General features: G+C 30.1%; 34 protein-coding genes and 2 pseudogenes. 31 read left to right on the top strand and 5 right to left on the bottom strand.

Annotated features, from left to right (window positions below; all coding sequences use genetic code 11):
- The first annotated feature begins 4 nt into the window (after nt 1-4).
- Both LQK79_RS05710 and LQK79_RS20830 read left to right on the top strand, forming a co-directional pair.
- Nucleotides 5-1,006, top strand: a complete 1,002-nt coding sequence (locus tag LQK79_RS05710) for a GGGtGRT protein (protein ID WP_231015855.1) — start codon at nt 5-7, stop codon at nt 1,004-1,006.
- A gap of 366 nt (nt 1,007-1,372) precedes the next feature.
- Nucleotides 1,373-1,501 carry a hypothetical protein gene (locus LQK79_RS20830; protein WP_269144060.1) on the top strand — a complete coding sequence of 43 codons (129 nt, stop codon included), beginning with the start codon at nt 1,373-1,375 and terminating at the stop codon, nt 1,499-1,501.
- Between the two features lie 150 nt (nt 1,502-1,651).
- Here the strand turns inward: LQK79_RS20830 and LQK79_RS05705 are convergent, their stop codons facing one another.
- The 3 genes from LQK79_RS05705 to LQK79_RS05695 all read right to left on the bottom strand — a co-directional run bounded on the left by LQK79_RS05705 (nt 1,652) and on the right by LQK79_RS05695 (nt 3,110).
- Complete coding sequence (locus LQK79_RS05705; RefSeq protein WP_231015854.1) at nt 1,652-1,801, bottom strand: hypothetical protein; 150 nt, start codon at nt 1,799-1,801, stop codon at nt 1,652-1,654.
- Between the two features lie 127 nt (nt 1,802-1,928).
- The gene (locus tag LQK79_RS05700) at nt 1,929-2,510 is read right to left on the bottom strand and encodes a hypothetical protein (RefSeq protein ID WP_231015853.1); all 582 of its coding nucleotides are present in this window, start codon (nt 2,508-2,510) and stop codon (nt 1,929-1,931) included.
- Between the two features lie 24 nt (nt 2,511-2,534).
- Complete coding sequence (locus LQK79_RS05695) at nt 2,535-3,110, bottom strand: helix-turn-helix domain-containing protein (protein ID WP_231015852.1); 576 nt, start codon at nt 3,108-3,110, stop codon at nt 2,535-2,537.
- A 260-nt stretch (nt 3,111-3,370) separates the two neighbouring features.
- Here LQK79_RS05695 and LQK79_RS05690 point away from each other — a divergent pair, with 260 nt between their 5' ends.
- Both LQK79_RS05690 and LQK79_RS05685 read left to right on the top strand, forming a co-directional pair.
- On the top strand, nt 3,371-3,550 hold the full coding sequence (locus tag LQK79_RS05690; RefSeq protein ID WP_231015851.1) for an AAA family ATPase: 180 nt from the start codon (nt 3,371-3,373) through the stop codon (nt 3,548-3,550).
- 47 nt (nt 3,551-3,597) lie between these two features.
- Nucleotides 3,598-4,389, top strand: a complete 792-nt coding sequence (locus tag LQK79_RS05685; protein ID WP_231015850.1) for a hypothetical protein — start codon at nt 3,598-3,600, stop codon at nt 4,387-4,389.
- 319 nt (nt 4,390-4,708) lie between these two features.
- Here the strand turns inward: LQK79_RS05685 and LQK79_RS05680 are convergent, their stop codons facing one another.
- Nucleotides 4,709-4,948, bottom strand: coding sequence for a hypothetical protein (locus LQK79_RS05680; protein ID WP_231015849.1), 240 nt, complete (start codon nt 4,946-4,948; stop codon nt 4,709-4,711).
- A gap of 335 nt (nt 4,949-5,283) precedes the next feature.
- On the opposite strand from LQK79_RS05680, the gene LQK79_RS05675 reads away from it, so the two are divergent.
- From LQK79_RS05675 to LQK79_RS05545, 27 genes and pseudogenes are all read left to right on the top strand, one after another.
- The gene (locus LQK79_RS05675; protein WP_231015848.1) at nt 5,284-5,544 is read left to right on the top strand and encodes a DUF5673 domain-containing protein; all 261 of its coding nucleotides are present in this window, start codon (nt 5,284-5,286) and stop codon (nt 5,542-5,544) included.
- Between the two features lie 25 nt (nt 5,545-5,569).
- Nucleotides 5,570-5,959, top strand: coding sequence for a VOC family protein (locus tag LQK79_RS05670; protein WP_231015847.1), 390 nt, complete (start codon nt 5,570-5,572; stop codon nt 5,957-5,959).
- Nucleotides 5,960-5,973: 14 nt separating this feature from the next.
- Nucleotides 5,974-6,294 (top strand): GNAT family N-acetyltransferase, encoded by a 321-nt coding sequence (locus LQK79_RS05665; protein WP_231015846.1) that lies wholly within the window; start codon nt 5,974-5,976, stop codon nt 6,292-6,294.
- A 31-nt stretch (nt 6,295-6,325) separates the two neighbouring features.
- Nucleotides 6,326-6,778 (top strand): GNAT family N-acetyltransferase, encoded by a 453-nt coding sequence (locus LQK79_RS05660; RefSeq protein ID WP_231015845.1) that lies wholly within the window; start codon nt 6,326-6,328, stop codon nt 6,776-6,778.
- Nucleotides 6,779-6,839: 61 nt separating this feature from the next.
- On the top strand, nt 6,840-7,361 hold the full coding sequence (locus tag LQK79_RS05655) for a GNAT family N-acetyltransferase (protein WP_231015844.1): 522 nt from the start codon (nt 6,840-6,842) through the stop codon (nt 7,359-7,361).
- Complete coding sequence (locus LQK79_RS05650; RefSeq protein WP_231015843.1) at nt 7,358-7,927, top strand: GDSL-type esterase/lipase family protein; 570 nt, start codon at nt 7,358-7,360, stop codon at nt 7,925-7,927. The genes LQK79_RS05655 and LQK79_RS05650 overlap by 4 nt, the downstream gene beginning before the upstream one ends.
- A gap of 651 nt (nt 7,928-8,578) precedes the next feature.
- Complete coding sequence (locus LQK79_RS05645; protein ID WP_053243131.1) at nt 8,579-9,100, top strand: cysteine hydrolase family protein; 522 nt, start codon at nt 8,579-8,581, stop codon at nt 9,098-9,100.
- A gap of 286 nt (nt 9,101-9,386) precedes the next feature.
- Nucleotides 9,387-9,875, top strand: coding sequence for an AAA family ATPase (locus LQK79_RS05640; protein ID WP_053243130.1), 489 nt, complete (start codon nt 9,387-9,389; stop codon nt 9,873-9,875).
- Between the two features lie 89 nt (nt 9,876-9,964).
- The gene (locus LQK79_RS05635) at nt 9,965-10,717 is read left to right on the top strand and encodes a helix-turn-helix transcriptional regulator (protein WP_231015842.1); all 753 of its coding nucleotides are present in this window, start codon (nt 9,965-9,967) and stop codon (nt 10,715-10,717) included.
- 46 nt (nt 10,718-10,763) lie between these two features.
- Complete coding sequence (locus tag LQK79_RS05630) at nt 10,764-11,459, top strand: transglutaminase-like domain-containing protein (RefSeq protein ID WP_231015841.1); 696 nt, start codon at nt 10,764-10,766, stop codon at nt 11,457-11,459.
- A gap of 109 nt (nt 11,460-11,568) precedes the next feature.
- Nucleotides 11,569-12,324, top strand: coding sequence for an AAA family ATPase (locus LQK79_RS05625; protein WP_053243128.1), 756 nt, complete (start codon nt 11,569-11,571; stop codon nt 12,322-12,324).
- Nucleotides 12,325-12,336: 12 nt separating this feature from the next.
- Nucleotides 12,337-12,879: a hypothetical protein gene (locus LQK79_RS05620; protein WP_231015840.1), complete on the top strand. Its 543-nt coding sequence runs from the start codon at nt 12,337-12,339 to the stop codon at nt 12,877-12,879.
- A complete protein-coding gene (locus tag LQK79_RS05615; RefSeq protein WP_231015839.1) occupies nt 12,866-13,492 on the top strand; it encodes an HD domain-containing protein in 627 nt (208 codons plus the stop codon). Before LQK79_RS05620 ends, LQK79_RS05615 begins: the two co-directional genes overlap by 14 nt.
- A 366-nt stretch (nt 13,493-13,858) precedes the next feature.
- Nucleotides 13,859-14,437, top strand: a pseudogene (gene cobC / locus LQK79_RS05610) (alpha-ribazole phosphatase).
- 369 nt (nt 14,438-14,806) lie between these two features.
- Nucleotides 14,807-15,292 (top strand): GNAT family N-acetyltransferase, encoded by a 486-nt coding sequence (locus LQK79_RS05605; protein ID WP_231015838.1) that lies wholly within the window; start codon nt 14,807-14,809, stop codon nt 15,290-15,292.
- 75 nt (nt 15,293-15,367) lie between these two features.
- Entirely contained in the window at nt 15,368-15,817 is a 450-nt protein-coding gene (locus LQK79_RS05600) for a hypothetical protein (protein ID WP_231015837.1), read from the top strand.
- A 59-nt stretch (nt 15,818-15,876) separates the two neighbouring features.
- Nucleotides 15,877-16,404, top strand: coding sequence for an NUDIX hydrolase (locus LQK79_RS05595; RefSeq protein WP_231015836.1), 528 nt, complete (start codon nt 15,877-15,879; stop codon nt 16,402-16,404).
- A gap of 29 nt (nt 16,405-16,433) precedes the next feature.
- On the top strand, nt 16,434-16,940 hold the full coding sequence (locus tag LQK79_RS05590) for a GNAT family N-acetyltransferase (protein ID WP_231015835.1): 507 nt from the start codon (nt 16,434-16,436) through the stop codon (nt 16,938-16,940).
- A 38-nt stretch (nt 16,941-16,978) separates the two neighbouring features.
- Nucleotides 16,979-17,350 carry a metallophosphoesterase family protein gene (locus LQK79_RS05585; RefSeq protein ID WP_231015834.1) on the top strand — a complete coding sequence of 124 codons (372 nt, stop codon included), beginning with the start codon at nt 16,979-16,981 and terminating at the stop codon, nt 17,348-17,350.
- Nucleotides 17,283-17,699, top strand: a complete 417-nt coding sequence (locus LQK79_RS05580) for a metallophosphoesterase family protein (protein WP_231015833.1) — start codon at nt 17,283-17,285, stop codon at nt 17,697-17,699. Before LQK79_RS05585 ends, LQK79_RS05580 begins: the two co-directional genes overlap by 68 nt.
- Before the next feature lie 79 nt (nt 17,700-17,778).
- Nucleotides 17,779-18,597: an HAD-IIB family hydrolase gene (locus LQK79_RS05575; protein ID WP_231015832.1), complete on the top strand. Its 819-nt coding sequence runs from the start codon at nt 17,779-17,781 to the stop codon at nt 18,595-18,597.
- A 94-nt stretch (nt 18,598-18,691) separates the two neighbouring features.
- Complete coding sequence (locus LQK79_RS05570) at nt 18,692-19,087, top strand: GNAT family N-acetyltransferase (RefSeq protein ID WP_231015831.1); 396 nt, start codon at nt 18,692-18,694, stop codon at nt 19,085-19,087.
- A gap of 58 nt (nt 19,088-19,145) precedes the next feature.
- The gene (locus tag LQK79_RS05565) at nt 19,146-19,841 is read left to right on the top strand and encodes a class I SAM-dependent methyltransferase (protein WP_231015830.1); all 696 of its coding nucleotides are present in this window, start codon (nt 19,146-19,148) and stop codon (nt 19,839-19,841) included.
- A 163-nt stretch (nt 19,842-20,004) separates the two neighbouring features.
- A pseudogene (locus LQK79_RS05560) lies at nt 20,005-20,394 on the top strand (SdpI family protein).
- 197 nt (nt 20,395-20,591) lie between these two features.
- A complete protein-coding gene (locus LQK79_RS05555) occupies nt 20,592-21,839 on the top strand; it encodes a site-specific integrase (RefSeq protein ID WP_231015829.1) in 1,248 nt (415 codons plus the stop codon).
- Nucleotides 21,836-22,798: a tyrosine-type recombinase/integrase gene (locus tag LQK79_RS05550; RefSeq protein ID WP_231015828.1), complete on the top strand. Its 963-nt coding sequence runs from the start codon at nt 21,836-21,838 to the stop codon at nt 22,796-22,798. Before LQK79_RS05555 ends, LQK79_RS05550 begins: the two co-directional genes overlap by 4 nt.
- The gene (locus LQK79_RS05545) at nt 22,795-23,829 is read left to right on the top strand and encodes a tyrosine-type recombinase/integrase (protein ID WP_231015827.1); all 1,035 of its coding nucleotides are present in this window, start codon (nt 22,795-22,797) and stop codon (nt 23,827-23,829) included. The genes LQK79_RS05550 and LQK79_RS05545 overlap by 4 nt, the downstream gene beginning before the upstream one ends.
- Nucleotides 23,830-24,391: 562 nt before the next feature.
- On the opposite strand, the gene arsA is transcribed toward LQK79_RS05545, so the two are convergent.
- Nucleotides 24,392-26,143 (bottom strand): arsenical pump-driving ATPase, encoded by a 1,752-nt coding sequence (gene arsA, locus LQK79_RS05540; RefSeq protein WP_231015826.1) that lies wholly within the window; start codon nt 26,141-26,143, stop codon nt 24,392-24,394.
- Nucleotides 26,144-26,155: the final 12 nt, after the last annotated feature.

Here is a 26,155-nt window from a genome sequence, read left to right as displayed (position 1 = left end):
TGTTATGGCATTATTTGAAAGTTATGAAAGAAGAGTAGACCAAATATTACCAGTATTAAAAAAATACGGTATCAATTCAATAGAAGAAGCTAAAGCTGTTTGTGATGAAAAAGGCGTAGACGCTTATAATATAGTTAAAGGCGTTCAACAAATTTGCTTTGAAAATGCATGTTGGGCTTATACAGTTGGAGCTGCAATAGCAATTAAAAAAGGATGCAAAAAAGCTGCTGACGCTGCTGAAGCAATAGGAGAAGGCTTACAAGCTTTCTGTATCCCTGGATCAGTTGCAGATGACAGAAAAGTTGGATTAGGTCACGGAAATCTTGCTGCAATGCTTTTAAGAGAAGAAACTGATTGTTTCGCATTCTTAGCTGGACACGAATCCTTTGCAGCTGCTGAAGGCGCAATTGGACTTGCTAATTCAGCAAACAAAGCAAGAAAGAAACCTTTAAGAGTTATATTAAACGGTCTTGGAAAAGATGCTGCATTTATAATCTCAAGAATCAATGGTTTCACATATGTTCAAACTAAATTTGACTATTACACTGGAGAACTTAAAATAGTTAAAGAAACTGCTTACTCAGATGGAGAAAGAGCAAAGGTTAGATGCTACGGAGCAGATGACGTTAGAGAAGGTGTTGCTATAATGCACCATGAAGGCGTTGATGTATCAATAACTGGAAACTCAACTAACCCAACAAGATTCCAGCACCCAGTTGCAGGAACTTACAAGAAAGAATGTATCGAACAAGGAAAGAAATACTTCTCAGTTGCATCAGGTGGTGGTACTGGAAGAACTCTTCACCCAGATAACATGGCAGCAGGTCCTGCTTCATATGGTATGACTGATACTATGGGAAGAATGCATTCAGATGCTCAATTCGCAGGTTCATCATCAGTTCCAGCTCACGTTGAAATGATGGGATTAATCGGAATGGGTAACAACCCAATGGTTGGAGCTTCAGTTGCAGTAGCAGTTGCTGTTGAAGAGGCTATGAATAAATAGGATAAAATTTGTATACTAATAATAAAACCTCCCCATCTACAACTCAAAATCCCCAAACTCATAAAAAAGTTCGGGAAAAATAGATAGGGATTGGTTAAAAAGTACGATTTAAAAGCATGGAACAAATGCAAGAGAAAATCTTGTGTTCTTTCATGCTTTTTTATTTTTAGCTCTACATTAAGCAATATTCATTGAGAATAGATTGATTCCATATTTGAAGGAAGCAAGCAAAGAACCAGTCATTTTAAACGTGTTTTTTTCATTGGATCTTTTGGGGAACTTTATTATGATTTTGATGTTTTATTCTTAACTCCAACCTGTGGATAAGTTCCAGAATAGAGCTGTTTTTGCTTGGGGATTTTTAATATGATACAGAAATTGGAATGTGGCTTTAGGGGAGGAAAGATAAGGGGTGAGAGGGTGTGGGAGAGATGGGGATGTTTTTTATTACGAAACATAGATAGAGAAAATCTTAATAGATTTTCAAAGGATTAAGGTTAAGAAAGATAAAATAAGTTATTAAAGCAATGATAGTTAAGATGGGACATATAAAAATTTGGTGTGAAAATTTAGTAGATAATTAAATATAAAAAAGATAGTGCAAAATATAAGGATAGGAAAATGCTTACCTATCCTTTTGAGTTTTTATTTAAGCAAATGTATTTGCTGTACATAAAACATATAATGACCTATTATAACTCCTAAGTTTGTACCAAGATTTAATAATACTGAGGATGCAGTTGTTACTACTGCTCCTAAAGCTAATAGTGAATATTTATAATATTTTTTTGACATTTTTAAGCCTCCTTTTCAAAATTTAGGGCAAAATTAGCGATATTTTTGGCTGTTTCTTTGTTATGATCTACATAGAAAATAAATAATTTATATACTAATAAATTGCTAAAATAGCCCTGTAAATGAGTTATTTTAGCAATTTATTTTTAACATATTCCATTTTTTTAATATTATGTGAATTGGAATATATATCTATTAAATCACATAATATTTTACTTAACAAAACATAATTTTTGTAATTTTCAGCAAAATTAACCACATTTAAACAGTAGGATTCAGATAAATCAATTTTATTAAGTCTTTTGTATATTTTTCCGATTTCGTAATAGATATCTGCCATGTAAGAGGTATTATTTAAGTTCTTTAACTCATTTAAGGCTATATTAAAGTTTTCAAGTGCTTCATATTGTTTGGAAAGGGATAAGCAAGCGTTTACTACATTCAGTAGAGTCATCACATATTTATCGGTTATGTTTTTATCTAAGTAACTAATAAGTGCAGTAAAAACGTCAAGAGCTTCAGTATAATTGCCCATATCAAAGAGATAACCGCCGAGATTATTTTGTATCAAGAAATAAGATTCTTTATTTGATGTAGATACTAATTTTTCAGCTATTCTTAGGTTATTTAATGCGATTATATAATTTTTAAGATTGTAATAATTTAATGCATTATTATACCTAAAAGTTATCAGCATCTCATTTGACATGTTTGTAAAATTATTTAATGCAAATTAGCAACATTCTATACTTTCTTTATATCTTCCAAGATATCCATAGACCATTGAGAGTTTTCTAAGTAAGGTTAACGATGTATTACTTAATGTGAGTTTGCCTGTCAAGGTAATAGCTTTCTCATAGTATATTACGCTTTTACTCATTTCATTTTTGTTGCAGTAGTAGTCACCTGCTAATTCATAGATTATAATTTTTTTATCTGGTATATCGTATTTCAGTAGAAAGCTTTCTATTTCTTTTAGTTTAGTAGTAAAATTACCATCCTTGGATATATTTAGTGACTTTAGTTCATTTATGTAATGATTCACAATTTTATTTGCTTGCATGGTCTCATTTTCTAATAGATACTCTACTGTTTCGGTGAACTGAAAATGTCTTTCTTTTGCCAATAAAGCCAAATTTTTGATTATAATTTCAGCTGTATTTTTAGTAATGGTAGCCTTGTTAGTTTCAATTTCACTAATTAAATTTCGTGTAATAGCACTTCCTGAAATTTCTTCTTGCTTTAAAACGTATTTTTTTCTGATATTTTTTAATTTATCACCATCTGTTAGTACTGTACAATTTTCCACTTTTAAATATCTCCTAACAATCCATATTTTACAAATATTATAACAAAAGTATACAAAAATGTAAAACGACTTTTTTATTTTTGTATTGTAAGCATAAGAGTACAAAATAAACTTTAAAAGATATTTTCAAAAATAATAAATAGGGTATAGGAAAATTATTCAATAAGTGGAATAATAGTATTGCATGTATTTGCTCCACATAATTTAAATAAATAGATTAATAAATTATGTGTAGGATTAATATTATTGAGGAGGATAAAATGTATATTAAAAAGCTTGAAATAGTTAATTTTGGTCCATTTAAAAGATTAAGCTTTGATTTTAAATCACAAATGATAAATATAATTGAAGGATATAATGCATCTGGTAAAACTCATGTATTAACCGCGTTACATTTTTGTTTTATAATAATAATGCAATTCATATTAATAAAAAAGTAACGACTTCAGCAAGAATTACGGTTACTTTAAATGTAAAGGAGGAAATAATGGAAAAGCTTAAGGTTTCTGTGGAAGTATGTAAGGATAAATTTGAAGAAATTTCAGTAGATGTTGAATATAATATTATATGTGAGTTAAGCAAACATCAATTTTTTTATAATAATGATATGTTAAATAATTTCTTTATCCAAAAATCAAAAGTCCAAGATGTTTGGAGGTATAAAGTAGAAGTTAATAAGAAGGGAATACAAAAGTTAATTCCAGGTAATTTTGGTAGAAATTTGATATATGTTAATAAGCAAATAAATAATTTTTGTGATTTTCAAATCACAAAAAATTTGGAAAATAATATTGTATTACTTTTAGAATCTCCACATAAAAGTGAGATTAAATTGGATTTGGATGGGTATTATATGGGGATAGCCCCAGCACAAGGGAAAAAGCCATTTGATGCAGGAAATTTAATTGAAAAACATTTATGTGATGTTTTGAAAGGAATTAAACTTAAGGATAATTCGTATAACTTTCTTATTGTAAATCCAATTCAGTATCAAACATCATTAGGGAGCTTACTATTTGGAAAACTTAATAATAGGTTAAGAAATGATGTTTGGTTAAAATTATGGAATATTGACGATATGAGGGAGTGTTTTTTGCAAAGAATAGAATATTATAAACCATTAGTTATAATAAATGCATGCACAGAGAAATTGAAAGATTATATTGATATTGAACTGTGCAGAGAAGGTTATGGAAAAATTATATATCATAGCTATCATCCAGCCGTTAATTGGAGTATAGCAAATAGAAGAATTATAAGAAAACTAAAAAATGATTAATAAGTAGTGCTGAATAAAATTTAAGTCTTAAAAAATGCAGTTCAAGGACAAACTTAATTTATGGGCACAAAATTATTCTGATTAAAAGTTAAAAATAATGGATAATAACATCTTTATTGTTTTTAGATTTTTTAATTTTGGAGGTGACAGAATGGGTTCACGAGACAGAACATGATATTAAAACAATTGAAATATTAGGCCATGCTTTAATATGGTGTTAGAATATAAAAATTATAGATAGGATTGTCCAACTATAATACTCAATATAACAAATAAGTTCTTTCCTATACTATTATTTTTTAAAAAGGAACTAAGGTTCCTAAAGGCAACCGACCATATAAGCTCTTTCCCCAACAGTAACTTTTTCAATAAAGACTACTCGATAAATTGCAAGGACTACATGTTTTAAAACAACTTGAGGAATTTGACCTTTGCTCAATTCATTTTGTCCCTTCAATATAATTTCATCAATAATTTTGTTTTTGGGCTCATATTTTTCTTGAAAATCATTTAATAAAAGTTCTGTCTGTTTCTCTATACTTATCTTTTTCTTTTTCATTAATAATCACCTTACCTCTTTAAAAACATACTCTAAATTATTTTTGTTATGTACTGTGAGTTACTATTATTCATTAGATTATAGTTTTTAATAATACTTATTATAACATAATTTACAAAATATCAAACATGTTACACATATATTGGGTTTCTATTCTTTAAATATTTTACTTTGATATATTAATGTATTACATTGTTTTGAACCATAAAATTCTTAGCATTTATTGGTACCTAAAATACAGGACTGTGGTAAAATAAAGTAAGTTAGGATAATACAATTTTTATATTTGGAATATTTTTGCTTGTACCTGATATGGATATGAATCCATTTCCTTTATGCTTTATGATGCTAATATTAACTTTGATACAGGGGGGCATTATAGAGCTGGTAATGGAATTGGAGAAAATGGAATATTAAGTTTTGGAGTTTACCACAGTTGGAAGGATGTAAAATCATATGAAATTCAAAATGAAACATTGCTTGAAATGAATGTGTTAATTAAGTCATGCGGTTTTAGGTATGATAATAAAATTAAATTTGATTTTGATAAAAAGGGCAAGAATGATATTGAAATATTTTTATCAGAGAAGCTGTAAATTTTAATTGAAGGGAAGATTTAAAATGAAATTAGATGGTATTGGAATATTTGTTATCAATATGGAGGTAATGGTTGACTTTTATAAAAATGTTCTTGGCTTTGAAATAGATTGGGATGGAAAAGAGCCAAATGTAATGCTTAAAAAAGATGGAGTATTGTTTATGTTTTATGGAAGAAATGATTTTGAAAATATGACAAATAACAGATTTAATTATGCTAAGGGTGTAAATGGTCACTATGAAATTGCTTTAAGCGTTCCTAAGCATGCAGATGTGGATTTTACATATGAAGAGGTTATTTCCAAAGGTGCAAAATCAGTGATGAAACCAACAACAGAACCTTGGGGACAAAGAACATGCTATATTGCAGATCCGGAAGGCAATCTTATTGAGATTGGGTCATTTAATAAATAATAGGAGCTATTAATATGATTAGAAAAGCAGAAACAAAAGATGCATCAAGGCTTGCAGAAATTTTAATATTTGCAAAAAGAACTGCCTACAGAAAAGTATTTAATAATGATAATGTTTCCTTTAATGAAATGCAGGTTTTAGATTTAGCCTTAGATTTTCGAGATAAAGAATATAAGTTAGACAATTTATATGTATATGATGATGGAATCGTAAAGGGACTTATTAGATGGGGAAAAATAGATAGTAAGGATGCTGAAATTTTTGAACTTTATATTGATACCTTTTTTCAAGGACAAGGTATAGGAAATATTCTAATCAAAGATTGCATAGAATAAGCAAAAATAATTTTAAAGGAGGCGGAAGAATGTGGAAATAAGAAAAGCTAAATTAAATGATATTGATATGTTAGTAGATAATAGGTTAGAATTTGTGTGTTTAATTAGAAATGTTGCAAACATAGATGAATTTAAAATACATACTAGAGAGTATTTAAAAAAACATTTAGAAGACGATTCTATAATTGCTTTTATTGCTATTGATAATGAAAAAGTTGTTTCATCAAGTATCTTATGTGTTTATGAAACTTTGCCTACTCCAAGTTGTCTAAATGGTAAAGCAGGCCTTTTGTTAAATGTGTATACACTTAAGGATTATAGGAATCAAGGTTTGGCTTGTAATTTACTTACAAAAATTATTGAAGAAGCAAAAAAATTAAAAGTAGGAAAAATACAATTAGATTATACAGATGATGGCTACCTATTATATAAAAAAATGGGATTTGAAAAATTAAATAGGGAAATGGTACTTAAAATTACGTAATAGCAGAAATAATATTTGATTCAAAATATAAGAATTAAAATATGACAAACTGGAGGCAAGTATGCTAAAACTTAATACAGAGCGATTAAATATTTTACCTTTAAATGAATATAATCTTGAACTATCAATAAGTGATTTTAATAAGATGGAAAAAAACTTAGGTTTAACTATTACAGAAAAAAACATTGGAATTAGAGAAAAAGATGTTTTTAAAATAAGGTTAAAAGGTGTAAAAAGTAATCCTGTGAATTATATGTGGTATACAACCTGGGTCATAATTTTAAAATCAGAAAATAGAATTATTGGACACATAATGCTGAAAGGTTATCCTAATGAAGATGGTGAAGTTATAATAGGATATTATATGCAAGAAAAATATAGATGCAAGGGATATATGTCTGAAGCGGTAAAAGAAATTTTTAATTGGGCTTTTTTGAACAACGATGTTAAATGTGTTATTGCTGATACTTTAAAAGATAATATAATATCTCAAAAGTTACTACAGAAAATTGGCATGGCATTTTATAAAGAAGACGATGAATGTTTTTGGTGGAAATTGAAAAGAAAGGTGAGTCTTAAATGAGCATTGTATGTATAGGAGATAGCCTGACTTTTGGCTATAGAGTTAAAGAAACAGAGGGATGGGTTAGTGTATTATCTACGAAAATAAAAGAAAGAATTATTAATAAAGGTATACCGGGTAACACAACATGCGAAATGAAAGCAAGATTTATAAAGGACGTTATTGAGGTTAAACCATCAAAAGTTATAATTATGGGTGGAACAAATGATTTGTTTTTAAATAGCAGTATAACAGATGTTTTAGATAACATAAATATGATGACTCAAATGTGCAAAAATAATAAAATTGTTCCTATAGTATTAACACCACTACCAGTTAATGAGGATATTGTAGAGAAGACATGGTTTGAGGATATGGATTACAAAGAGGTAAATAAAAATTTATCTAAACTGAGAAAATCATTAGTTGAGTATGGAAAAGAAAAGGATATTACAGTTATAGATTTAGGAAATATTTTATTAAAAGAAGGCAAAATAAAAGATCATTTTTTAGATGATGGAATACACGTGTCTAAAGAGATTCATAGTGAAATTGCAGAAATAATAGTTAATTCAAAAGTAAACTGAAATTTGAGTTTATCTGCACAAACTGGAATTTAGCGAGGTGATATTGATTTGGGATATTAAATAAAGCTAATAAATCTAAGATGATAAATCCTAAAATTCTAAGAACTTTCAATAACTCGCCTTTGGCTCAAACAGATTGAAAGTTCTAAGACTTTTATGATTTATCATCTAAGATTTATAAAGCTTTATTTAAACCATCCCAAGTCAACATTACTTCACTGGGCCCGAAAGGCAAGGAATATTTTTCTCCGTTTCTCTACGAAAAATACACTATTAGCGAGATTTTACAATAAAAATAGTGATAAATTGTTTAAATAATGAACTATAAAGATTCACGCCAAAATTCCGTAGGCACGGAGGAATTTTTTCCTTGCACTACTGTGTGAGTGAAGTAACAATGCTGAAGGAACGATTTAAAAAAATTCTAATAAATCTTGGTTCAAAAGTTGTAAAATACTTAGATATTTCAATCTGTCTGAGCGATAGCGAGTTATTGAAATATCTTAGTATTTTATGATTTTTGAACCTTAGATTTATAGAATCTTTTTAACGCGACGAAGCATTGTTACTTCACAAATTCCAGTTTGTCAGGATGAATTTAATAGTACTAATTTTAAATTTTTAAGTTGTCTATTTATAGGAGTGATTAAAATGGTTTTATTAGTAGTTGATACACAAAAGCTAATAGTAAATCAAAAATTATATGAATTTGATAAGTTTGTTTCTAATGTTAAAAAGATAATACATGAGGCTAGAGAAAATAATATTGAAGTAATATATATACGTCATAATGATGGAGCAGGAACTGAATTAACAAAAGGAACTGATGGCTTTGAAATATATGAAAAGTTTCAGCCTATGGAGAATGAAAAAATATTTGATAAAAATGTCAACAGCGCTTTTAAAGGAACAGGTTTATTAGAGTATCTAAAGGATAAGGGAGAAAAGGATATAATCATTATTGGACTGCAAACAGATTATTGCATGGATGCTACTATAAAATGCGGTTTTGAACATGGCTTTAATGTTATAGTTCCAGCATATGCAAATACAACAGTTGATAATAAATTCATGTCCTCAGAGCAAAGCTATAAGTATTATAATCAATTTATGTGGAATGGCAGATATGCAGAATGTATTTCAGTGGATGAAACAGTTAAAAGAATGAAGTAGTTTAAAGTCTGCAAAATAATGAGATTAGGAGTTCAAAGCTTAGGGGTTAAATTCTCGGTTTTGAACTCTTTATTTTATCATAAATGTAAATAATATATCGCTTTATGGAAATTTGGTATTATAAAATATTTCAATGTATTATATAATTTACTTGTTATAAATAAACCGCTTCAACTATTGAAATTCATGTGCACCAAAATGCCCAGAAGACGGCATTTTGGTACAAATAAATTTCGAGTTTCAAGGTGGTTTATCTTTAATAAAGCTTGTAAGGATGTAGGAAAATATGAAAATACTTATATTTGGTATTGTCGCAAGTGGAAAAACAACTTTAGCAAAACACTTATCAGAAAAGTTAAATATACCTTATTATGAGGGAGATTGTATCGCGTGGGGATTTCCAAATGAAAAAAGATATAAACGTTCTAATGAAGAGCAGAAAAAAATAATTTATAAAATAAATGAAAATAACTCATGGATTGTAGAGGGGACTTATAGAGAAAGCCAAAAAGTATTGTATGATTTGGCAGATAAAATAATATTCTTAGATACACCTTTATATATTAGGAAATATAGGATAATTGCTAGATTTGTAAAGCAGAAAATTGGATATGAAAAAAGCAACTATAAGCCAAGTTATGATATGTTAAAGCATATGTTTATATGGACAAATGAGTTTGAAAAAAATCGTAAAGTTCACGAAGATAGGCTTATGAACTATAAAGATAAGCTTATTTGGATAAAAGCTGCAGTGGAATTAAAGGGAAAACTATAAATTTAATTTACTCATGAGGTAATAGTTGAGTTGGTAATCCTATAGTTGTTTTTGTGATTAAAAGCCATATGAAAAGGAGAAATTAAAAAATGAACTATATTATTAAATGTGGTAGAAATTTTGCTGCAATCTCAGATATTGTAAGCGCTGAACTTCACAAACATTGGATGCTGCAAATATTTCTTAATTGCGAAGATAACTTGAATATTGAAGTTGATGGAAAGCTTATTAATTGCAATGCTGCTCTTGTAAATATGAACACGGTACATACATTTAATGTAGAGGGAAAAATCCATTTTACTATGCTGCTTGATCCTACAACACAGCTAGGGCGCCTTATGAGAAGAAGGTTAAAAGAAAAGTCTTTTTATGTTTTTCCTCATAAAGAGGCAACTGTTATGCAGCAAAATCTTAAAAACGTACTTTTAAAGAGAGGCAAAGAGGCTTTGATGTTCTTTGTTAAGAGCATTGATTATAAATTTGCTTCCTGTAATATAATAAGCTTCGATGAACGAATTGAGGAAGTTCTAAACCTTTTGAATGACTATTCTTGTGAAGATGAATTTCATCAAATAAAATATTTATCTCAAAAGATGCATATTTCTGAAAGCTACTTAGCACATTTATTTAAAAAAGAAACTGGAATTCCATTAAAAAGTTATATTGTTTTGCGTAAACTTCAACGTGCATATGAATTAATATTTAACGGGGAAAATATAACGACAGCAGCACTTAATGCTGGTTTTGATAGTTCATCGCACCTTGCATATACAAACAAAATGATGACTGGAATGTCTGCCACAAATATAATAAGAGATAGCGGATTTTTGAAAGTTTTCTGATGCATATTTTGATATTGTGTAATTATTAGAAAGGAAGTGTTACACAATGAATGAATATTTAAAGGAAACTCAAATGTTAAATTTTAGCCATAGTTCAGCTCAGAAATTGATAAGGGAAAAGCAGTGGTCAAAGGAGGATGACTTTGAAAAAATCAGAAAAATCTATAAATTTGTTCGTGATGATATAAGGTTCGGATATAATACAGATGATACAATTTTCGCTTCTAAAGTTTTAAATGATGGTTATGGGCAGTGCAACACAAAGGGAACTTTATTTATGGCGCTTTTGAGAGCAGTTGGGATACCTTGTAGAATTCATGGTTTTACCATTGATAAGAAATTGCAAAAGGGTGCAATGACAGGATTAATTTATAAGCTTGCTCGCCAAAATATTGTTCACAGCTGGGTTGAAATTCAATATGAAGGATGCTTTTATAACATAGAGGGCTTTATTTTAGACGGTGAATATTTGAAAAAGCTTCAAGAAAAGTTTTATGATTGCAGAACTAGTTTTTGTGGATATGGTGTTGCTACGGATAATTTTCAAAATCCTCAAATAGAGTGGAATACCAATAATACATATATTCAAAAAGAAGGCATTAACTGCGATTTTGGAGTATTCTATTCACCTGATGAATTTTTCGAGAAGCATAAGCAGCGGTTATCTCCGCTAAAAAGGTGGATTTATCAAAATATTGGACGTAAGCTTATGAATAGAAATGTAGAAAAAATTCGAAATTAGTAAAAGTGCATATTTTAAATAAGTGTAAAATAATGCAAAAAGTACTTGCTACTTACCTAGGGTAATGGTATAAATTAGTATTAAGATAGTTAAATTTAGGAGATTATATATGGAGATATGGGAAAATAATCAATATGTAAAGAGTATAGAACTTAAAAGAGATAAAATAGAGTCCTTTTCTAAGTATCCATTTAATTTGTCTGCAATAAAAAATTTATCAAAGTTAAAATTACATCCTAAAGTAACCTTTATAGTTGGAGAAAATGGTTCTGGTAAATCAACTATATTAGAGGCAGTTGCTGCTTCATATGGGTTTAATGCAGAAGGTGGAACTAAGAATTTTAACTTTTCATCATGTGATACTCATTCTGAACTCCAAAATTATATTAAGCTAATAAAAGGTATAAGGAAGCCGGAAGATGGATTTTTTCTTAGGGCAGAGAGTTTTTATAATCTTGCTACCAATATTGATAATTTGGATTTAGAACAACCTCAAATTCCAAGAATAATAGATTCATATGGAGGAATTTCACTGCATAAACAATCTCATGGAGAATCCTTTTTTTCAGTATTTATGAATCGATTTAGAGGAAATGGATTATATATACTTGATGAGCCTGAAGCAGCATTATCTCCATCAAGGCAAATGTCTATGATATCGAGAATGCATGATTTGGTAAAGGAAAATTCGCAATTTATTATTGCTACGCATTCTCCAATAATAATGGCATATCCTGACTCAATAATATATGAAATAAAAAATGGAATTAGGGTTGTTAGATATGAAGAAACTGAACATTATTCAGTTATGAAAGGTTTTTTAAATGATACTGAGAGGCTTTTAAATATACTTTTGGGAAAATAATGTGAAGTAACAATGCTTTGTCACGTTAAAAAATTTGATAGAGATTTTAGAGAAAACTTTTATGGAATAGAGGCATGTCTTTTTAAAGATGAAAAAGATATCTGGAGATTTGCAGATGAAAGTGAATATATGTATGAGCAAGATTATCCCATTGATAAATTTAAGAAATACAGTAAAAACCTTTTTTGTTGGTTATCTGAAAAAAGTCTTGAGTATAATTTTATTCCTGTATTAGAATTTGATGGGCTAAATAAGTATGTTTGCGAGGAAAATTTTCTTGAAAGCTTATTAGAAAAATATAAAGCTGTAAGGTTATGCTTGGATACAGGGAGACTTCATCTACAAAATAAGATAGATTCAGATTTTGATGAAAAAGAAATTATTAGAAAATTTGCAAGGTATACTGAGGTAGTACATTTATGGAATGTTAAAATATCCGGTAATTTAGAAAATAATCATTTCCCGGCATTACCAAGTTTGAAAGTAGAAGATGGTTGGGCACCTATACTTTTGGGTTGCTTTTATATTGGAGGTGTAAAAAATGTTTCCAGATAAAGAAATGGCAGAAGAGGAATTGAAGATAGCAGGACAATTAAATACTGGACCATGGACAGAACATTCCATTAATGTGGGACTAGCTGCTCAAATGATTGCGCAAAGGTGCAAATGCCTTAACCCAGGCAAGGCATATGTCTTAGGACTTCTTCATGATATTGGCAGAAGATATGGTGTAAGTGCAAGGAGACATGGTATTGATGGATATAATTTTGCTAAGGAAAAAGATTTTGATGAGGTTGGGCGAATTTGTTTGACACATTCATTTCCAGTTCAAGACTTTGATAAAGAAATAGGAAAAAATGATATGAGTGCTGAGGAGAGTGAGTTTGTTCGTCAGTATTTAAAAAATATAACGTATGACGATTATGATAAATTAATTATCCTTTGCGATTCATTGGCTGATGCTCAAGGTTTTTGTATGCTTGAAAAACGTTTTGTTAATACAACAAGGCGATATGGAATATTTACATTTACTGTTGAGCGCTGGAATGCCACTTTTGAAATAAAGGAATATTTTGAAAAGCAAATTGGATGTTCTATTTATGACGTACTTCCAAATGTAAAGGAAACTACATTTAAGGATGCACTATTATGGAAACCTACGAAGTAACAATGCTTCGTCGCATTAAAAAAATCCTGTAAATCTAAGTGGTGATTCTAAGCGAGTGCTTGCTTGAGGTATAGAAGGATAATTGGCAAAGCCCAAACCTCGTGCATGTTTACTCGCTGAAAAAATACTCAGACAGATTGAAATATCTAAGTATTTTATGATTTTTGAACCAAGATTTATTAGAATTTTTTTAAACTGTTCCTTCAGCATTGTTACTTCGCCCCCACGGTAGCGCAAGGAAAAAAATTCCTCCGTTCCTACGGAATTTTAGGTGAGAATCTTTATTAAGGATAAAATGTAAAGGTAATAAGCAATTATAAAGAATTAGAACAGTTTATAGATGATATTTATATGGAGGAATAATTTATGAAACTATTTTTAATAAGGCATGGACAAACAGACTGGAATGTAAAAGGGAAAATACAGGGAAGCTGTGATACTGAACTTAATGATACTGGTATCAAATAGGCAGAGGAACTGAGTAATATGGTACTTAAAAATAATTATAAATTCTCAAAAATTTATTCAAGTCCACAGAAAAGAGCGCTTAAAACAGCAGAGGTTTTGAGTAAGGTTACTAATGTGGAGCATATAGCAATGGAAGACTTAAAGGAGATTAACTTTGGAAAGTGGGAAGGCATGTCATGGAAAGAAGTTGAGGAAAAATATCCAGCGGAATATAAAGAATGGCACATAAATCGAAGATATACAAAACCTCCTAAAGGTGAATCATATCAAGAAATGTTGGAGCGGGTTTTATCAGTACTACATAAAGTTATTAATGAGAATTGCGATGATGTTGCAATTGTAACTCATAGTGCCGTGATTATGTGCATACAATGCTATTTAACTAAAACGCCTTTTCATAAGATGCTGAACTTTAAAACAGAGAATACTTCAATTACAGAAATAGATAGTAATTTGTTAATGCAGTGCAATAGATAGACAACTTAAAATTTGAAAATTTCAAATACTAAGTTCATCCATACAAACTGGAATTTGTGAAGTAACAATGCTTCGTTGCGTTAAAAAAATCCTATAAATCTAAGTGGTTATTTAAAAAAAGTGGTTGCTTTGGGTTCTAGAAGGATAATGGGTAAAGCCCAAACCCCGCGTATGTTTATACTCGCATACGCTCAAACAGATTGAAATATCTAAGCATTTTACAATTTTTGAACCAAGATTTATTAGCTTTATTTAATATTCCAAATCAATATCACCTTGCTAAATTCCAATTTACATGAGTGAATTTGATATTAGAAGTTCTAAGATTTTAGCTTGTTCATTTATGAAAAGTATTTGGAGGTTATAAAGGTGGATATAATAGGTAAAAGTGTTGCGTTAAGGCCATTAACAAGAGAATTATGCCATGAAATATATAAAAAGTATGTAGCAGATCCAATGATGACACACGAAGCCTATGAATACTCAGTTGAAAAGGTTGATGCTTATTCTAATGAACGTATAAAAGATTCTAAAAGAAAGGTATTTGCTATTATTGTTAATGAAACAGCTATTGGTGAAGTTCAAATAAAATATATTAATAATATAGTAAAAAAAGGAAATCTGGGAATTCATCTTGTAAACGATAGCGTAAATGGAAAGGGCTATGGAACAGAAGCAGAAAAACTTATGATTCAATATGCATTTGAACAGCTCGGATTAAATACATTGTATGCAGATGCTGTTCTTAGGAATACAAGAAGTCAATATATTATGAAAAAATTAGGATTTCAATATGTTTGTGAGGATGAAGTATTTAGGTATTATGAGTTAAAAAAAGATAATTGGTTGTGGTAATTATAAATAAACCATTTCAAGTTTCAAGGTGGTTTATCTTTAAATAAATTTTAAAATTTGAGGTGAAGGTTTGTAGTGAAAAAGCCTATAGAAATTGATTTTAAATTTAAACAATTAAAAAATTTTATAGTAGGACTTCTAAAAGATCTGATAGTTACAATTGCAATAATTTTATTGATATATGAATTTAGCCCTATGATTGTTAATAGATTTATTCCTTCAGATTTATGCTTTACATATTTAAGATATAACAACAAATTGTACGTAATATGCTCACCTGCTGCTGCAGATCCACAAAAGCTAAAAGGCATTAGATTAACTAAAGCTGGCACTGTTAGGAAAGAGATATTATTTTTCTTAAAACCAAAAGCTAATGGCGTATCTAATGGGATAAAAAGAGGGACAGAAATATTTACTTCTAGCGATGGGAGGGTGGTTGTAAAATTTAAAAATAAATATTATATTTTAGAAGATACTGCAGAAGCTGACGGCTGGGGAAATGGGGCGTCATTACGTTTAGAGTGAGGAATATATATAAATTAGGAGAATAATGAAGAATAAAGTTTCGAAGGAGTGCAGATCATATGTTACCTAAGAGGTTATCGCGAAAAACTATTTATGAAAGTAAATGGGTAAATTTATATGCAGATAAAGTTCTCTTTCCTGATGGCAGGATAATTGGGAAACATCACATGTTAGATTTTCCTAAACAAGCAGTTGCAGCAGTAGTAGAAAATAATAAAGGGGAAATATTATTTGTGCATTCTTATAGATACACAACTAATTCCGTAGAATGGGAAATACCTGCTGGTGGAATTGAAGCTGGAGAAACTCCATGCATGGCGGCTAAAAGAGAAGTGTTAGAGGAAACAGGCTATGATATCACAGAACCTGATTTTATTTATTCGTACAATCCTTCAAATGGAATGTCCAATCAAGTATTTAATATTGTGAAATCCTCAACCCTTGGAATTGTTAGTGACTTTGATAAAAATGAAGTAAAAGAAGTAAAGTGGATTTCTGTAAAAGAAATAAAAAGAATGATAAAAGATAATAAAATAAAAGATGGACTTTCACTTACCGCTCTTATGTTGTATTTATTGAAATTGTAGTAAATCAAGTGCATGATGTTTGCATATTTATGGAGGATAAAATGATAAATATATCGCTAAGTAAGGTTACAAAAAATGAAAAAGATATTTTCTATAATTTGAACCAATTATTTGCTTATGATTTTAGTGAATTGAATAAGATGGATATAAATGATGATGGGTTGTACCAGCCATTAAATGATGTTGATGAGTATTATACTAAAGATAACTATAGTTCATTTTTAATTAAAGTTGAAGGAAAATTAGCTGGTTTAGCAGTTATAAAATTTATTGATGAAGAAGGTATTAATTATTTGAGGCACTTCTTTATCATGAGAAAATACCCAAGGTTAAAAATTGGAGAGAGGGCTGCAAATATGATTTTTGATATGTTTCCTGGTAAATGGAGGGTTTCTCAATTTGATTTTAATGAACCTGCAATATGTTTTTGGAGAAAAATTATTGGAAGATATACAGAAGGAAATTATACAGAAACGAGAAGAACAGATGACAAGGGTATCAAACAAGAATTTTTTTCAAAAGAACATGCAGTATAATTTGCAGACGTAATGAAGCGGAGATTAAGGAGGACAATATGGATATAGCAGTTGTGTCAGATATTCATGGCAATTACGTTGCACTAAAGTGCTGCCTTGAATATGCATTTTCACGCAACATTAGTACCTTTTTATTTTTGGGTGATTATATTGGTGAGTTAGCCTACCCAGAAAAAACAATGCAGATATTATATGATTTGAATGAAAAATATAAATGCTATTTTATCAAAGGAAATAAGGAAGATTATTGGTTAAAATATCGTGCTGGTGGTGAAAAGGGTTGGAAGGATAAAAATTTTTGCAGTGGCTCATTATTATATGCCTATAATTTACTTACCGCCTATGAATACCGTAACAACATCAATCATATTATGTGGCCATTCCCATGTACAAAGAAAAATTGTACATAACAATAAATGTGCTTTAAATCCAGGAGCCGTTGGTATACCTCTTTTTAGTGGAGGAAAAACTCAGTTTTTGATACTGCATGGAAACGATGGAATATGGTCAGAGGAATTTATTAGTCTTGAGTATGATACTAATATGGTAATTAGCGATATGCACGAAGCAAATCTATATGAACACGCGCCTTACTGGAGTGTTATAACTGAAAGTATTTTGCATGGTGGTAATATATCTCATGGTAAAGTTCTATCAAGAGCCATGAAGTTGTGCATGGAGAAAACAGGTGCTTGCGCGTGGCCAGATATTCCAGAAAAGTTTTGGAAACAAGCTGTAGATGAACTAATAAAGAATTAATTGTGATAATAAAACATTTTCTATACTGGAAAGTGGAGTTATTTAATATAGGGGTTATATAATTTGAAGGAGAAGCGATATGGAAAAAATTATATACGTTTCAGATTTAGATGGGATATTATTACATAGTAATGAGCAAATATCTGAATATAGTTGTAAAGTCTTGAATGACTTAGTTGATAGAGGAATGATATTTTCCTATGCAACGGCAAGGTCTGCAATTACATCTCAAAAGGTAACAAAAGGTCTGAATGCAAAAATTCCTTTGATAGTTTACAACGGTGCTTTCATATTGAGCAATGAAACAAAGAAAAGATTGATGACAAATGTTTTTTTGGATGAACAGAAAAACAATATTTGGGAAATGTTAAGGGATTATGAGGTTTTCCCTATTGTATATTCTTTGATTAATGGAAAGGAAAAATATTCGTATTTAAGCTATAAAGTTAACAGCGGTATGAAACTATTTTTAGATAGCCGAAAAAATGATATTCGTGACAATCCATTAGATAATATGAAAGAGATAATTACTGGAAAGATATTCTATTTTACATGTATAGACAGTGAAAAGAAATTATTACCTTTATATGAAGCCTTGAAAAATAAATATTATTGTGTATATCAAAAGGATATATATACTAAAGAACAATGGTTAGAAATAATGCCACAGTCTGCAACCAAGGCAAATGCAATTTTACAACTAAAAAAAATGTATAACTGTGACAAAATAATATCATTTGGTGATGGAAAGAATGATATTCCCATGTTTGAAATATCGGATGAATGTTATGCTGTAGATAATGCTGATAGTGAATTAAAGAAGATAGCAACAGGCATTATAGAAAGTAATAATAATGATGGGGTAGTAAAATGGTTGCTGAATAATGCAAAGTTTTAATTATTTACGAAGAAATATTTTAAAGCAGTTGCTCCTTACCTAAGGTGATGGTGTAAATTGGTATTAGATTATATTTTTAGGAAAGGGGATTACTATGGAAAACATTATTATAAAAGATGGAATTGAAAAGATGGATTTTGAAAGGATAACAGAGATGCTTTCAAAGGCATACTGGAGTCCTAAGATTAAAATTGAAGAAATAAAAAAAGGTGCTATTAATTCGGCCTTGGTTATTGGAGCTTTTGCGAATGGCAGTGAACAAATTGGTTATGCCAGAGTGATTTCTGATAAAACAAGATTTGCATATATAACAGACGTATATATAGAAGAGAAGTTTAGAAAAAGAGGAATAGGTCAAAAAATTATAAATTATATATTGCAGCATGAAGAATTAAGAGATGTGTATCAATGGCTGTTAATTACAAAGGATGCCCATGGTGTCTATGAAAAGGTTGGTTTCAAGCCTACTGCTAGACCTATGGATTTTTGATGGAAATAAGAAATAGTAGGCCGCTGAGATAATGTTATGTGAATAGGAGGCATTGATGATGGAGATTAAAGATGTTGCTACCTGGGAGTTACTGCAAAAGAAAATGACCTGGGAACAATTAAAATATATACATAATAAACGAGTTTTGGATTTTGGAAGTGGACATGGTATAACAGCTAATCATTTTGCTGTAGATAATGAGGTTGTTGCAATTGAGCCAAATGAAAAGATGCTTTGCGATAGGTTTACAGAAAATGATTATACACAAATAAAAGGGGATATCAATGAACTTAAGAATTTCGAAGACGAATCCTTTGATGTGATATTATGTCACAATGTTCTTGAATATGCAGATGAAAGAAAAGAAATTATAAATGAATTTTCAAGAGTATTGAAGAAAAATGGATATTTGTCTATTTTAAAACATAATAGGGCTGGAAGGGTTATACAGATGGTAGTACTGCTAAATAACTTTGAACATGCAAATGAATTGTTAGAAGGAAAAAATGGACATGCACAGCAGTTTGGTGAAATTAATTACTATGAGGATTCAGATATATTGGAATGGTCAGATAAATTTAGAGTAGAAAAAATCTTAGGAATGAGAACCTTTTGGGATTTGCAGCAAAATCAAGAAATTCAAAAGGATAAAACCTGGCAGGAGCAAATGCTTAAAATAGAATTAAAGGTAAGTGAATTGGAAGTGTATAAAGCTGTAGCATCCTTTCATCATGTTATTTTACGAAAAAATTAGTTGTTTTTTATGTAAGGCAGTTACGTAAATTGGGATTAAAATGATTTATATATGAAATTTAGAAGGAGAATTAATTGTGAGGATATTGATTATAGGTGTAAATGGATATCTTGGAAATACAATATAATAAGAAACTATTTATATTTAAAAGGGTGATACAAAGATGGAATTTTGGAGCTCTATGATGGTAATGGATTTATTAATTCCATTTACGATGGCTGGATTCGGTAAATATCTTATTAAAAATCCACCAAAGGAAATTAATCAGATTTTTGGATATAGAACATCTATGTCTACGAAAAACAAAGATACCTAGAAGTTTGCACACCATTACTGCGGAAAATTGTGGATGATTATAGGAGGTATAATGATTGTTCCTTCTGTAATATCAATGTTGTTTGCAATCGGAAAAGATGAAGGTACTGTAGGTAGCTTTGGTGGTATACTTTGCTTTGTACAACTTGTTTTTTTAATTGCTTCAATATTTCCTACGGAGGTAGCCTTAAGAAAAAACTTTGATAAACATGGGAATAGAAAAAAGCATGATTTTTAGTTATAGATATTATTCCTTGTAGTGATTATCCCGAAGAAACAGTTATTCCGAAGATTGGAATGCAAAATGTAAAAAAGTGCATTGAATCAGTATGCTAAATCAAAATATCAACAAAACATCGGAATAATTTTCTACGATTTGCCAATAATTATAGTAGCGAGAAAAGTCTCGACTTACTAGAATTTGAGGTGTATTTATTGAACAAAATTAAACTATCGGAATTAATAGCAATGACTAAAGAGAAGATGCTAACCTTTGGATTAAGTGACAAGACATTAAGTAACTATGATTATGAAGGATTTAGGATCTTAAGCATTTACTTTACTGAACATCATGAAGAGTATTATTCAAAAGAAATAATTGATAATCTAGTGTTTCAAGCACGTAAGCAATATGAACTGTCACTTATTAATAGAAGCAAATACCAAAACATTAGAAAAGTCGCAGCTATGATGGATGAATGTTTCGAAACAGGAACTGTCAACTGGTCCTGCTTACCAAATTGGTACACTAAAAAATTAAATAAATACTTTGAAAAAATTTTATCATTGTATTTACAAAATAAAATTGAAAGTAGTACTTACAGCATAGGCACACTAAAAGGGCATAAAGTGGAGATACGTCAGTTTCTATTATACCTTGAAGGAAATGGTCATAAAAATTTTTCAAATGTAACTTTAGAAGATGTAAATAGATATATTTCTTTTGCAGCAAGGACTCATCCAAGTGGTATGGGAAATATTATATCTATATTACGTGTTTTTGGACAATATCTTAATGAAAAACAACTTATGAATGTTGATATGGTACCTGTTCTTATGGCAACTATCCCTAAAAGAAGAAAAATCCATGATGGTTTTACAGAATCAGAAGCTGAAAATATTCTATCTACAGTAAATAGAGAAACTCCTTGTGGGAAAAGGGATTATGCCATTCTAACTTTAGCAAAGAATACTGGTTTACGAGCAATTGATATATCAAATTTAAAATATAGCAATATTGATTGGAATAATAATGAAATTCAAATCATTCAACATAAAACAAATAAGCCATTACTATTGCCACTTGAACCTGTTGTTGGTAATAGTATAGTAGAGTATATTTTGAATGGTAGACCTAAATCAGATTCACTATATATTTTTTTGCGTTCTTCTCCACCTTATGAAAAGCTTAGAGAGCGCTCTGTCAGTGCTATTGCATCAAGATATATTAAAAGGTCAGGCGTTCAAAATGATAACACTCAAAGGAAGGGTATGCATAGTTTTCGCCGATATGTTGGGGCAAAAATGCTTGAAGCTGAAGTGCCTCTATCATTAATTAGCGAATTTCTTGGACATTCAAATATAGATTCATCAAAGCCATATCTCAGTACCAATGAAAGACAACTTAAAGAATGTGCCTTGGAACTATGTGGAATTGAAGTGTCTAGTGAGGAATTACAATGAAGTATATATTTAGCAGTCATTTTAAAGAACATATAAGGGGTTTAGTAGATCAGAAACACTTATTAGGGTATCCGTATGAAGAAAGTGAACGCATTCTTTATAATTTTGACCAATTTTGCATAAAAAATTTTGATACAGAGGTCAATCTCACAAAAGAAATCGGGCTTGCTTGGGCACAAATTAATCATTCAGAGAAAAACAATAGTTTTAGAAATAGACTTATGCCTATTCGCGAGCTTGCTAGATATATGAATCGTATCGGTATTGAAGCATATATAATTCCTGTAGATCTAGTAAAAAAAGGACAACGATACATTCCTCATATTTACACTAAAGAAGAATTGTCATCTTTTTTCAATGTACTAGACCAAATTCCATACAAAAGAAAATTTCCTTTAAGACATCTTGTTATACCTGTTATATTTAGAGTTATTTACTGTTGTGGACTTAGGCCATCAGAAGCTCGCAAGCTTAAAGTATGCAATGTGAACTTAAAAAATGGTAGACTTAATATCTTAGAATCTAAAGGGCACAAAGATCGTGTTGTAATTCTAGCCGATGACGTTTTGGATCTATGTAAAAAATATTATAAAGTAAAGCAACTTATTTTTCCACAAAGTGAATATTTTTTCCCTAGCTCAGATGGCAGCATGTATACAAAAGGATGGATGGAAAAAACTTTTAGAATATGTTGGGTGAATACTGGTATTCAACGTTCTAGAGGAAATCCTCCCCGAGTATATGATTTTAGGCATACCTTTGCTACAAACAGGTTGTATAAATGGTTAAATGAAGGGAAAGATTTAACAGCATGTTTACCTTATTTAAGTGCCTATATGGGGCATGCACAGCTCTCTGATACGGCATATTATATACACCTAGTTCCAGAATTTTTTCCTCAAATGGCACAAATGGATATTAATAAGTTTGAATGCCTAATTCCGGAGGTAGAACAATGAAATTTAAAGATGATACTTTCTTTAAGATTATACGAAGTTTTTTAACTACCTACCTTCCAAAACAAAAATGCTATAGTTTTAACACTATAAAATCATATAAAGAAACATTGAATCTCTTGATAGATTATTTGCAGGATGAAAAACAAATTCCAATAACTCAAATATCTTTTGAATATCTGGATAATATAACTATTTGTAGCTATTTAGATTGGTTACAAGAGACTCGAGGTTGTAGCATTTCTACTAGGAATCAAAGGTTGATGGTACTCAGATCATTTTTTAAATATGCAGGAATGGTTGATTCATCTTATATTATACTTCAGTCAGAAGTTTCAAAAGTTCCTGTAAAAAAGTGTACTTCTACTATCGTAGAATACATGAGTGAAAAAGCACTACAAGCATTGCTGCAGCAGCCATTAAACAGTAAATATGGTATTAGAGATAGATTTTTTATGATTTTAATGTATGATACAGCAGCACGTTGCGGGGAAATGCTGAATCTAAAGGTCAAGGATATTCAAGTACAACCTAAAAGTTCAATTGTTCAACTAACTGGAAAAGGTTCAAAAACAAGACTAGTTCCTATTATGGATAAAACCGTGGAACATTTTCGGTACTATTTAGATAAATTCCACCCTATTGAAATTCGTAAAAATGATGACTATCTTTTTTACACAATAATACACGGTATAAAGAATCAAATGTCTCCTGATAATGTTGCAAGTTTTATGAATAGATATGGAAAGTTGGCAAAACAAAGTTGTGATGAAGTTCCTAATAAGGTTCATCCGCACCAGTTGAGGCATACAAGAGCAATTCATTTATATCGTGGTGGAATGCCATTGCCTTTATTATCCGAGTTTCTAGGACATTCTGACGTAAATACAACCCGAATTTACGCTTATGCTGATACTGAAATGAAACGCTTGGCTATACAAAAGATCACCATGAAAAATGACACTTTACCTCTAGAACAACCAGTTTGGGAAAATAATGATAACTTGATCCGCAAACTGTACGGACTTAGGTAAACATGGGGTAGCGCCAACATTGTCGGATTATCTATATTAAGATTACTTTAACTTAGTAAAATCAATGTGTATAACTTTGTTTATATATACGGAAGGTATACCAGCATTTGACCTTTGAAAAAGGTACTCTGAATTATAAATTTAATCAAGGTTAAAATGAACGTTGAAAAGCACGACCTTGACAAAATTTACAATTCAGAAATATGATTAATATGGTCAAATGAATAAGTATGCAAGTACTTTCTTTACTATGAGTTTTAGGTATAGTTTTATAGTAAACAAAGTATAAAATTTAAAGAGTTATGATTCTTAGTTTACTATGTTTAATATATATTTTTATAGTATAGTTAATCCGACAAAACCCACGCTAAGACAAAAAATGGATCAAAAATCAAATTTCCACCCACTTTAAGACATATATTACCATTAAAAATATTTTACTTGGGGTAGTACCAGAGAAGGTGCTATTTGTGCAAAGTAGAAATCAATATTTGCAAAACACAAAAACACTATGATATCCTTGCCAAAAGGCTATCATAGTGTTTTATATGGACTCATTAAATTATTTTATCAGGTTTCTAAGGTTATCTCCTTTAATCTCACCACTATTCCATGCAACAACAGCAAAGTTTCCAGATGAGATTTCATTGACCTTATTTATCCACTGAATTTCACTTTTAGCTTTTGTCTTTAAAAAATCACTTTTAGTATCAGTAATAAATAGACTTGAATTAATTACCCACCATTTATTATTAATTCCAGCTCTTTTTAAATCATCCTGGAGTCTCATAGCTTCATATACAGGAGTTGCTTCTGGAAGAGTTACTATTACAACTTCTGTCTCTTTTTCATTTTTTAATCTAGGAAGAAGCCTTAAAACTGATTCAGGAATATCTCCTTCAGACCTTTTAATCTCTTTATTATAACTCTGAGTTGAATCTAATAACAATAAAGTATGACCTGTAGGTGCAGTATCTATAACTACTACTTCATTTTTTGCTTTATCCACTATATCTGCAAAGGCTCTAAACACTGCAATTTCTTGAGTACAAGGTGAACGTAAATCTTCTTCTATATAAGCAATATCTTCTTCACCCATAGTCTCTCTGGCTTTTTTTAATACTTCTTCTTTATATTTTTGAAGCTCTTTCTTTTCATCTATTTTACTTAAAGTTATGTTATTACCTTCACTAATAACAAATTTTAAATGAGCAGCTGGATCTGTGGTTGCTAAATGAACTTTCACGCCTTTTTCTGAAAGACCTAGTGCAATGGTTGCAGCTAAAGTAGTTTTTCCAACGCCGCCTTTTCCCATAGTAAAAATCACTTTCTTTTTGTTAAAATATAAGTCGTCAATAAGATTTTTTATACCTTTTAAATCTTCTGTATTAAGTTTATTATCATTATCTTCTTTAATATCTTTCTTTAGCAACATTCGTACATTATTAATCCCTGTGACATTATATGACCTTAAAGGTATCTTATAAGTTTCAATATTTCTTAAATTTTCAGGAATATTTTTAAGAGCCTCATTTTGTTTTTCATATAAACCGTTTGATATTTCATCATTTTCAAGACTTTCTTCAATTACACCATTAATAACTAAGATTTGATTGCTAATTCCTATATCTTTTAATTCAAGTGAGGCTCTTTCGGATTCTTTGAGCGGAGAATATTCAGGTCTTGAAATTAATATCAATGTAGTAATTTCGGCATCTGATAAAGTTTCAACAGCTTTCTTATACATTTCTTTTTTATCTCCTAGTCCAGCTAATTGACCTAGACATGAAGCTCCATGAGTACTTTCACTGATAAAATTGCTCCAAGCTGAAGGGAGTTGTAACATTCTTAAAGTATGACCAGTTGGTGCTGTATCAAATATTATATTATCATACTTTTTCTTTAGATTTTCATCCGTTATAAAATTTGAAAATTCATTAAATGCAGCTATCTCAACGGTACAAGAACCAGAAAGTTGTTCTTCCATATTATCTATTACTGATTTGGGAAGTTTACATCTATAAGGTTCTAAAACAGACTCTCTATATTCTTTAGCTGCTTCTTCAGGATTAAGATTTACTACTACAAGAGTGGGAACTTCTTTTATAGAAGTTCCTTTATTATTAAGCTCAATACCAAATACATCTTGTAAATTAGATGCTGGATCAGTACTTATTAAAAGTACATTTTTGCCTTGATCAGCAAGAGTAACTGCAGTAGCACAAGCCGTTGAAGTTTTGCCAACTCCACCTTTTCCTGTAAAAAAAATATATTTTGTTAGGTTAATATCTTCTAGGTTAAATAGTTTATTCATTTAATCCCTCTT

This window comes from Clostridium guangxiense, from assembly GCF_021043395.1.
In the GTDB taxonomy this organism is placed as follows: domain Bacteria; phylum Bacillota; class Clostridia; order Clostridiales; family Clostridiaceae; genus Clostridium_S; species Clostridium_S guangxiense.
The sequence above is the reverse complement of the archived record's forward strand: the minus strand, read 5'-3'. Positions and strand labels throughout refer to the sequence as shown.